Origin of the sequence: Virgibacillus sp. M23, assembly GCF_034190895.1 — a bacterium.
Taxonomy (GTDB): Bacteria; Bacillota; Bacilli; order Bacillales; family Amphibacillaceae; genus Virgibacillus; species Virgibacillus salarius.
The window spans coordinates 20,328-28,758 of sequence record NZ_JAWDHA010000054.1 but is presented as its reverse complement, the minus strand read 5'-3'; the positions used below and the strand labels follow the sequence as shown (position 1 = coordinate 28,758).

6 protein-coding genes and 2 pseudogenes are annotated in these 8,431 nt (G+C 34.6%); 6 read left to right on the top strand and 2 right to left on the bottom strand.

Annotated elements, in window-relative coordinates; all coding sequences use genetic code 11:
- The first annotated feature begins 1,006 nt into the window (after positions 1-1,006).
- A complete protein-coding gene (locus RVS70_RS16960) occupies positions 1,007-1,477 on the top strand; it encodes a hypothetical protein (RefSeq protein ID WP_166530162.1) in 471 nt (156 codons plus the stop codon).
- A gap of 288 nt (positions 1,478-1,765) precedes the next feature.
- Here the strand turns inward: RVS70_RS16960 and RVS70_RS16955 are convergent.
- Positions 1,766-2,095 (bottom strand): annotated as a pseudogene (locus RVS70_RS16955) (IS21 family transposase); the annotation flags it as partial.
- A 272-nt stretch (positions 2,096-2,367) separates the two neighbouring features.
- On the opposite strand from RVS70_RS16955, the gene RVS70_RS16950 reads away from it, so the two are divergent.
- From RVS70_RS16950 to RVS70_RS16930, 5 genes are all read left to right on the top strand, one after another.
- Entirely contained in the window at positions 2,368-3,147 is a 780-nt protein-coding gene (locus tag RVS70_RS16950; protein WP_321134157.1) for an ABC transporter ATP-binding protein, read from the top strand.
- A complete protein-coding gene (locus tag RVS70_RS16945; protein WP_121603863.1) occupies positions 3,137-5,302 on the top strand; it encodes an ABC transporter permease in 2,166 nt (721 codons plus the stop codon). The genes RVS70_RS16950 and RVS70_RS16945 overlap by 11 nt, the downstream gene beginning before the upstream one ends.
- A 24-nt stretch (positions 5,303-5,326) precedes the next feature.
- Entirely contained in the window at positions 5,327-5,992 is a 666-nt protein-coding gene (locus RVS70_RS16940; protein ID WP_026682548.1) for a response regulator transcription factor, read from the top strand.
- Positions 5,993-6,000: 8 nt separating this feature from the next.
- Complete coding sequence (locus tag RVS70_RS16935) at positions 6,001-7,038, top strand: sensor histidine kinase (RefSeq protein ID WP_321134154.1); 1,038 nt, start codon at positions 6,001-6,003, stop codon at positions 7,036-7,038.
- Positions 7,039-7,204: 166 nt separating this feature from the next.
- Positions 7,205-7,744 carry a GNAT family N-acetyltransferase gene (locus RVS70_RS16930; protein WP_026682546.1) on the top strand — a complete coding sequence of 180 codons (540 nt, stop codon included), beginning with the start codon at positions 7,205-7,207 and terminating at the stop codon, positions 7,742-7,744.
- Positions 7,745-8,114: 370 nt separating this feature from the next.
- Here RVS70_RS16930 and RVS70_RS16925 read toward each other — a convergent pair.
- Positions 8,115-8,315 (bottom strand): annotated as a pseudogene (locus RVS70_RS16925) (transposase); the annotation flags it as partial.
- Positions 8,316-8,431: the final 116 nt, after the last annotated feature.

The window sequence follows — 8,431 nt, the reverse complement described above, 5'->3', positions numbered from 1 at the left end:
GATGGATGGCGGAGACCCAACTACGCCACCAAGATTCAGCTGTGAACAATGTGGAGGAGAAATGTATCCGGAGTATTATAAAGGAGTACAAGGACACGAATACAAACTATCGGATGTGCTCTAGCTACGGCAAACAGGAAAGGACCGGGCTGGTTTTTGCCCGGCTTTTCTTATTCGAAATACTTCAACAATTTATCTTTTTTAAAAATTATTACTTTTTTAAAAGGGTTTTAGATTTATATGTAGAATTATGTAATATAAGAGCGCTCAAAAAATTTAAAAAGAGGATTTTTTTATGAGAAAATTATTCGTTGTTTTATAAGGGTTTTTTCTTGTTTTTTCAGCTTCATCCACGACTTTTGCAGAATCAGTACAACAAAATACGTCAAACAATATCACTCCAGCACATCTTGAAATTATTCAAAATACACTTAACACTCCAAATCCTGACGGTACTCCAGCTCAAATCAATATCAACGAATCTCAAGATTCAATTTCTACTCAAGCAACTCTAGGCACGATTACACCAGTTTTTATAAGAGCATCTGATAATTCTACTCAAGTTTATGTATACTTAACTTATGCTGGGAATAAGGCTGCTAATGCTGTAAAGTTCAGTAAAATGGATATCATGCACAGCTCAGTACTTAATCGTACGGTATATAAATCATTTCCAGCAAAAACTTATAATTTTGGCATAGCATCTACTTATCACACTACTTATATCGGCACTGCAAATGTACCAACAAACCAAACAAAAGTAAGAGTCTCAGATTCTGGTCTAATGGTATATGTAACAAGCTCCGGTTGGTTGAGTGCCACGAATATTATTGGACAATGGCCAATTCAATAAAACTTTATACTTATTGATTAAAGAAACTAAGGTACAGATTAGAAGTAACTGTTGGTATAGTTAAAGTACTCTATGCGATTATATGCTATAGAGTAATAATATCGAGATGTTCACTAGAGCATCTCTTATTTCTTTTTTTATTGAGGTGATTACGTGGATCATGATGAGTACAAAGCATATTTGAAGCAGCAATATTCCCATAGGATTCGACCGTTACAATCAGTTAATGACGTTATCTCCGCATTTCAAAAAAAATTAGATATTGCCGAAACAGAATTATCAGAATCCGAAGTTATTTTCTTAAAAATGACAATCCTTAACTATATTAATGCACACAAAAACGACCCTATAAAATCTAACTTGGATAACTTAAATTTCATTTCGTATGAAGTAGTAAGAAATGAAAAAAGTGATCATTACTACAATCATATGAGGATTGCATCTGATAATGAAAGAATACTTGTCATTATTGAATCCCAGTTAAATGCAATAACCTCCAATTGCGAAGAACTAAAAGTGGATATGCTTATCGAACGTGGAATCGACACATCTCATGTTAATCAAGAAACACCTGAGTTTTTTGCATATCTAATACTTTTTGATTCTCATAATGAGAATCATTGACTACGACAGAGGATAAAAAGACAACATTTTATAGAAAAGTGAAAGAGTTACAGGAAAATTAATTCTCGATTTTAAGAGTCTATTCTCGGATGGCGTCAGGGAAATGTGCTTAGCGTTGTAAATCCGCATTTTCTTGACGCCACCCGTAATACTGCATCAAAATAAGAACAATTATTGCGTAAATTAATTTTACGCTAAATGCCTTGAATAAGTACATAAATTTTAGGCAAAAGGATAAAAATTATTTTTTCGAATTGGAATGTTGTATATAACTCCATCTCAAAAACGAAGGTTTAAACGCCTGGTTTCCTTATAATGTTCAAACTCTTTCGTTAAGATAAGATCCCCGCCATTTTCACTGACCACGATTAAATTATCCTGATCATAAACGATTTCTCTTGGGATTCCGCCATACCACCGAAATGCATCTTCATGTGCTTCCATCACATCCTGGGTAGTGAAAGGTCTGTCTAACCATTTTTTATATTTGTATCTCGAGTTAGACAAAACAAATGCGATAAAGCTCAGCTTCACCTCTTGATTGTCAGGTGTTCTTTGTTTTGTATGACCAAAATCAATCTGCATTTGTTCTCCCATTGGCTGGTCAGGAATAGCTTTTTCCGTTTGCTCGTTCATTTTGAGTAATCATTGGATTTAATTTAGAAATGAGTTGAATGCTTTGTTCTTTTGTATAAAGTACCCTACGCAATGCCTTTCAATAATTGAGCTATTGAGGTGCAATTTATATTGATAAAAAATACCGAAGCAACTTCTCTTATTTTTCCTTTCAATATTTGTAAGTGTTTCTAGTCTTTTATGCTGGTTATAATGTGTATAACTCAATTCGATTATAATTTCGAAATAGCATAATAAGGAAGGTGTTTGATACAGTGGTCAGACAAGGAAAATTACTAGAAGTTCAAGACTTACAAAAAAACTACGGAAAGAAAAACAATATAACAAAAGCTTTAAATGGTGTTAGTTTTGATGTTCTTCCTGGAGAATTCTTAGGAATAATGGGACCAAGTGGATCTGGTAAAACTACTTTATTAAACTGTATTGCAACAATAATAAAACCAACATCGGGGCGTGTACTTTTAAATGGTGAAAACATCAGTGCTTTTGACAGTAAGGATTTAGCCGAGTATCGCGGTAGTCGAATTGGATATTTGTTTCAACACTTTGAATTACTGGATAATCTAACTGGACAAGAAAATATACTATTACCATTATCTATTCATGGGATAGATTTTGCAAAAGCACACACTAAATTAGATGATCTAGCGTTTTTTTTAGAAATTACAGATATTCTTAATAAATTTCCATCTCAGATGTCTGGAGGACAAAAGCAAAGGGTAGCTGCTGCACGTAGTTTGATTTCTAATCCAGACATTGTTCTTGCAGACGAACCGACTGGAGCATTAGACACACGCTCTGCAAGAACATTAATGAATAAGTTGGAAGGTATTAATAGAAGTAGAGGAAGAACAATTTTAATGGTCAGCCACGATCCTAATGCTGCAAGTTTTTGTTCTAGAATCCTTTTTATTCAAGATGGTGTGATATTTCATGAACTGCGCCGCAAACATGATGAGTCACAAGAGAAATTTTATGAGAGAATTTTGCATTTACTAGCTCAGTTTGGAGGAGGAAGTGCAAATGTTCTCTAGGTTGATTTATCGTAATGCTAAACGAAATCGTAAGGAGAATTTAATCTACTTTGCAACACTTGTAACAGCAGTAGCCTCGTTTTATATCATTCTTTCACTTGGGAGACAAGATGTTATTTTATTCTTAAAGGAGTTTGAAAGTGATGCGATTGATAAACTTTTAGCTCAAATGCCAATTGTGTATCTATTTTCATTATTTTTATTATTTTTCTTAACTTTATTTGCTAATCGGTACCAATTAAATCGAAGGAGTAAAGAGTTTGGGCTCTACCTCATGTTAGGAATGCGCAAGGAACGCCTTATTCTTCAACTTTTAGCCGAGGGGTTTATTACTTCTATTTTGGCACTTATTGGAGGCATTTTGATAGGCGGATTTTTAGCAGAAATAATCAGCTTGACGGTATCTAAATTAGTCGGGCAGGGAATTATCGGTCATCAAATCAGCTTGTCGGTAGGTGCGATTTTCTTTACCATAGTTGGTTTTCTATTCATCCAGTTTATAGCGTTAGCCATTCTTGGGGGAAGATTATTTAATCAAGAGGTACATCAATTACTTTATGAGCAAATGGATAAGAAACAAGATATGGGGCATTTGAAAGGCAACGTTATCAATATATTAGTAGGTTCTATCTTATTAGGCGCTGCATATTGGATTGTTTTATACCGTTTTATGGATTTTGCAGGACTGATTTTGTTCGCGGCATTGGCTCTCGGAAGTTTAGGAACAATCCTTTTTATGAGAGGATTTGCAAAATTACTAGGCTTATTGGCAAGCATGTCCGAGCGTAAATCGACGAAAGGTCTGCACACATTTACATTAAGGCAGTTTCAAGAAAACATAGCAAATCGATCTACTTCTGTTGCGGTAACATCGATTCTCATTATGCTCGCTATCATTTTGCTAACAGATGGTGCTTCGACTATCATGGGGTTAGAAAATGTTTATACTAGAGGTCCCGCGATCTATGATTTTACTGTTAATAGCGATAATCAAAAGGCTGAGCAATTTCTTACGTCAGAAAAAATGGTATCATATGTAGAGGACTTAAATTTTCTTGAAATTGGACAAATGAAATATCAAGATGAACATGGGGAAGACGACTTGCCTTTATCGTTGGTAGACTGGTCAAAATTAAGAGAGCAACTAATTATGGCTTTGCCAAGCAACTATAGAGAGCAAATTTTATCTGGAGAAATGCAATATTATGATATCAGTTCAGAGAATCCTGAAGCACTTAATCTTTTTGGGGTACTAGAAATCGATGCAACAAAACCCTACCTCATTCCTGAAACATCTTATAATGGGCTTTTAGAGGCGATAGGAGAGACACCACTGAACCTAGATTCAGATGAAATTGCTTTATACTTTAATCCAGATTTTATGCCTATGGATGATGTAGAAAGCATGCCTGTACTAGATCGTATTCTTGAGGATGCTCTAGAAGAAAGGCAAAGTTTAATGAGCATTAATGATCAGGAAGTATTTATACACCCATCAATTCCAATGAGAGGATTAGTAGCAGATCGTTCCGTAGAAATTACCTCAGCATTTATCGTCCCCGATCAAATGTTTGAACAATTACTAGATACGGAAACCTATGTGTCTTATTGGAATTTTTGCATTCCACAAAAGCTGCAAGAACAGCAAGGTTTAATGAAGGCAATGATGGAGGCTAGAGATTTATTACAATCCTCAGGCTTCGAGTTTGAAAGTTATTTACAAAACTTTGGACGGAAACTTTTCTACGTTGTTGCCGGAAGTTATACGACACTATATTTGGGATTCTTATTCTTAATTATTGCCTGTACGGTAATAGCTTTACAATTTTTGACGCAGATGAAGCAGACTGGACAACGCTATGTAACGCTTTCCGTGTTGGGGGCAAAACGTAAGCAAATGAAACAATCGGTGCATAGACAGGTGTTGCTGACTTTTCTGTTACCTATGTCTCTCGCATGCGTCAGTGGAGCGGTTGGCATAAGGGCTATGATTTCATTTGTTATTATTTACTTCGATGATCAAGTGTTACTGTATCCTATTGCCCTTACCTTTGCCTGTCTTGTACTCGGCATTTTTGTGATTTATGGCGTAGCAGTAGCACGTTCAGCAGATCATGAAATTGATAAATTGCGTTGGAAGCCAAATATCGATTAAGGAGAAGTCAAAGGAGGTGCTAAAGTGGCGAGGATTACAATTGTTGAAGATGATTTATTAATGAGAGAAGAGTTAATGGATATATTGCAAAAAGAAGGGTATGAAGCGGTAGCAATGGAAGATTTTCAAGATATAGCACTTCAAATAGCTACTTTGGTACCAGACTTAGTCTTATTAGATATCAATTTACCGGAACAATCAGGATTTGAAATATGCAAAAGTCTAAAATCAAAAGGGATTGGTCCCATATTGATTCTTACATCTAGAGATAAGTTACAAGATGAATTACATGGTTTTCATTTAGGCGCAGATGATTACCTCATAAAACCATGTAATCGAAATAGATTGTTAGCGCGTATTCAGAACTTGCTCAGAAGATTTAAAGAGCAACCAAAGTTAGTAGATGGTGGCAGTTTTTCGCTAGACCCGAATACCTTTACTTTGTATAAGGGATCTCGGTCGTTGTTATTATCAGCTAATGAAGGAAGAATTTTATTGGCTCTAGTGGAGCATAGACCTGAGATTGTATCCAAGTCAACATTAAGTGAACTTTTATGGGGAACGGAGCAATATATAGATGAAAATGCTCTTCAAGTAAATCTGACTCGCTTACGAAAAACACTACGGCAAATAGACTTGGAGAATCATATTGAGACAATAAGGGGTCAAGGTTATCGACTTAGGGGGTAGGTGAAACCATGAAATGGATAAAGCAAATCTATGATTGTTTTCATGCTTATAAACTATGGTTTCTTATTTTAATTACTACAGATCTTCTATTTATCTTTCTAGCCTGGTTGGCTTACCCAGAAACCTTTAAGGTGTTAGTAGGACTAATGATTATTTTTACTCTAACAATGATATCGTTGTCCGTATTCATCATCATTAGAAAGCAAAAAATTATAGAAGCTGTCTTTCAAGATTTTTTATTAGAACCGAACGGGGCGAACGAAGAAATATTATGTCAGCTATCTCCTAAGACAAATTGGTCATATATCCGTAGAATGGGAAGTGTCATAAGATCATATCAGTCAAAACTTAATGATCAAGTCATTGAGTTGAATGATTATGAAAATTATATAGAAGGATGGGTTCATGAAATTAAAAAGCCCCTGTCATTGATGACATTGGTATTAGATAACCGCAGTGATGAAATATCTCCCTTTGTTAGGCAGCGTATGCTTCATATTAGGAATCAAATGCTTGGAGACGTAGAGCGAATTTTGTATTTTGCAAGACTTGGGGCTACTCATAAAGATTATATTTTTGAGTCTATAAATTTACTAGCATTTTGTAAAAAGACAATTGAAGACCATCAAACACTAATAGATGAATCGGGTTTTCAAATACAATTCATAGGTGAAGAAATGGAAATTTTTTCTGACCGCAAAGGATTAGCTTTTATATTCGAACAAATAATCGCTAATAGTACTAAACACGTTCCACAGAATGAGGATAGTCCAATTTTGAAATTTGAAACGGTTTATGACAAAGTGAGTGATCAAACTTTTTTAAATATTAGTGATAATGGACCTGGTGTATATGAAGAGGATTTACCATTTATTTTTGATAAGGGCTTTACTGGAAGGAGAGGTACTTATACAAGACAATCGACAGGTATGGGACTCTTCTTAGTGAGCAAGATGGCTTATGATTTGGCAATTCAGTTGGATGCAAAATCAGAGCTTGGTTCGGGGTTAATCATATCGCTAATATTTCCAAATGTGAAACAATAAGCTGTCATACTGAGCTTGATATGATTATCTATAGTGATGAATTAGGTAACAGTACTATACAGGCTTTACAAATATGCAATCAACATTGTTGTTCGATTTTAAATAACGAACAATTTAGGTGATTAGGAATTCGAAAAAAAATGGTGAAATTATTAAGGAGATTATAATGGAGCTGTACGGAGAAAATTTATTATTATCAAAGATATCAATCAATGATTTAGATTTTATATGCAGGATAGAGACTGATGAAAATTTATGGTACTTTGAGGAGTATGTAGAATCAGATAAAGGTGTTATACATGAGGAATACATACAAAAAATTGAAGAAAAGGTAAATCCGATAAGTTATGATTTTGTAGTTACTAACACTACAGACAAGAATAAAACACCGATTGGTTTAGCGCAATTATGGATCGATAGTGAATATAGAAAGAGCTGGGAAATTGGCTTTGCAATACTTCCCCAATATGGAGGAAAAGGTTACGGAAGCCAAGCAGCAAAAATGTTATTGCGATTTGCTTTTGAAAAATTAGACGCACATAAAGTATTTGGAATGTGCAATTCAAATAATAAACGCTCTGCAGTTTTAATGGAACATATTGGTATGAGAAGAGAGGCTGTTTTTAAGGAAGAGCTTTTTTGGCAAAATAAATGGGTTGATCAATACTATTTTTCTATTCTGGAGAGAGAGTATTTTAAGTACTAAGCCTTAAAAGTGTGTTATACACATTAATGAATGTTTGTTTCAATTTTTTAACACACAAATCTATAGTGGTTTTTTTTAACTTTATAGAAATTAGCACTATATCAAAAAAGAATACGAATTTATGAAAAATTGTTAGTAAGCAGTGATATGTGCAAGGTACCATCAATATTTTTTGTAAATGAGTTTCCAATCTTTTCGGAAAGATCGTCACTCTGTATTTAAAATACACTTGTTCGAAGGATTGATTTTGATGTTTTTGAAAGGGTTATCCCTGTTGAAAACACCAAAATTTTTGCGCTGGCGAGTCCTACTCTTTCGTCTCATGTAATTGTTCAAACATCGCTTCTAACGTTGCTCGGGCTTAATTAAAATCCAATAAGTGCTTATACGAAGCTACGGTCTGTTGCTTAAACACGCCATTACGATCCATCGAATTTTGATATTTAGGTCTCCAAACTCAGTGTGTAACTTACGAGAATAAGAAGCATTATGTGATTTATGCGTACGAAAAACCTCGGTGAGATCTTGTTTCTGACTAGTGCATCGTAATTTCTGTTGTTAACTGATTCATTGGGAAGACCTCTTTTCTGTGAATTTTGTGTGGTAACTCAATTCTATCAAGATAAGGTCTTCTTTGTTGTCATTCCATTCATTTACACAAAGTATTTTATACCCTCAAGCTTTTGA

Bases quoted from the DNA above. Each gene is read 5' to 3' on its own strand.
- RVS70_RS16945 (WP_121603863.1), top strand. From the start codon at position 3,137: ATGTTCTCTAGGTTGATTTATCGTAATGCTAAACGAAATCGTAAGGAG.
- RVS70_RS16935 (WP_321134154.1), top strand. From the start codon at position 6,001: ATGAAATGGATAAAGCAAATCTATGATTGTTTTCATGCTTATAAACTA.
- RVS70_RS16930 (WP_026682546.1), top strand. From the start codon at position 7,205: ATGGAGCTGTACGGAGAAAATTTATTATTATCAAAGATATCAATCAAT.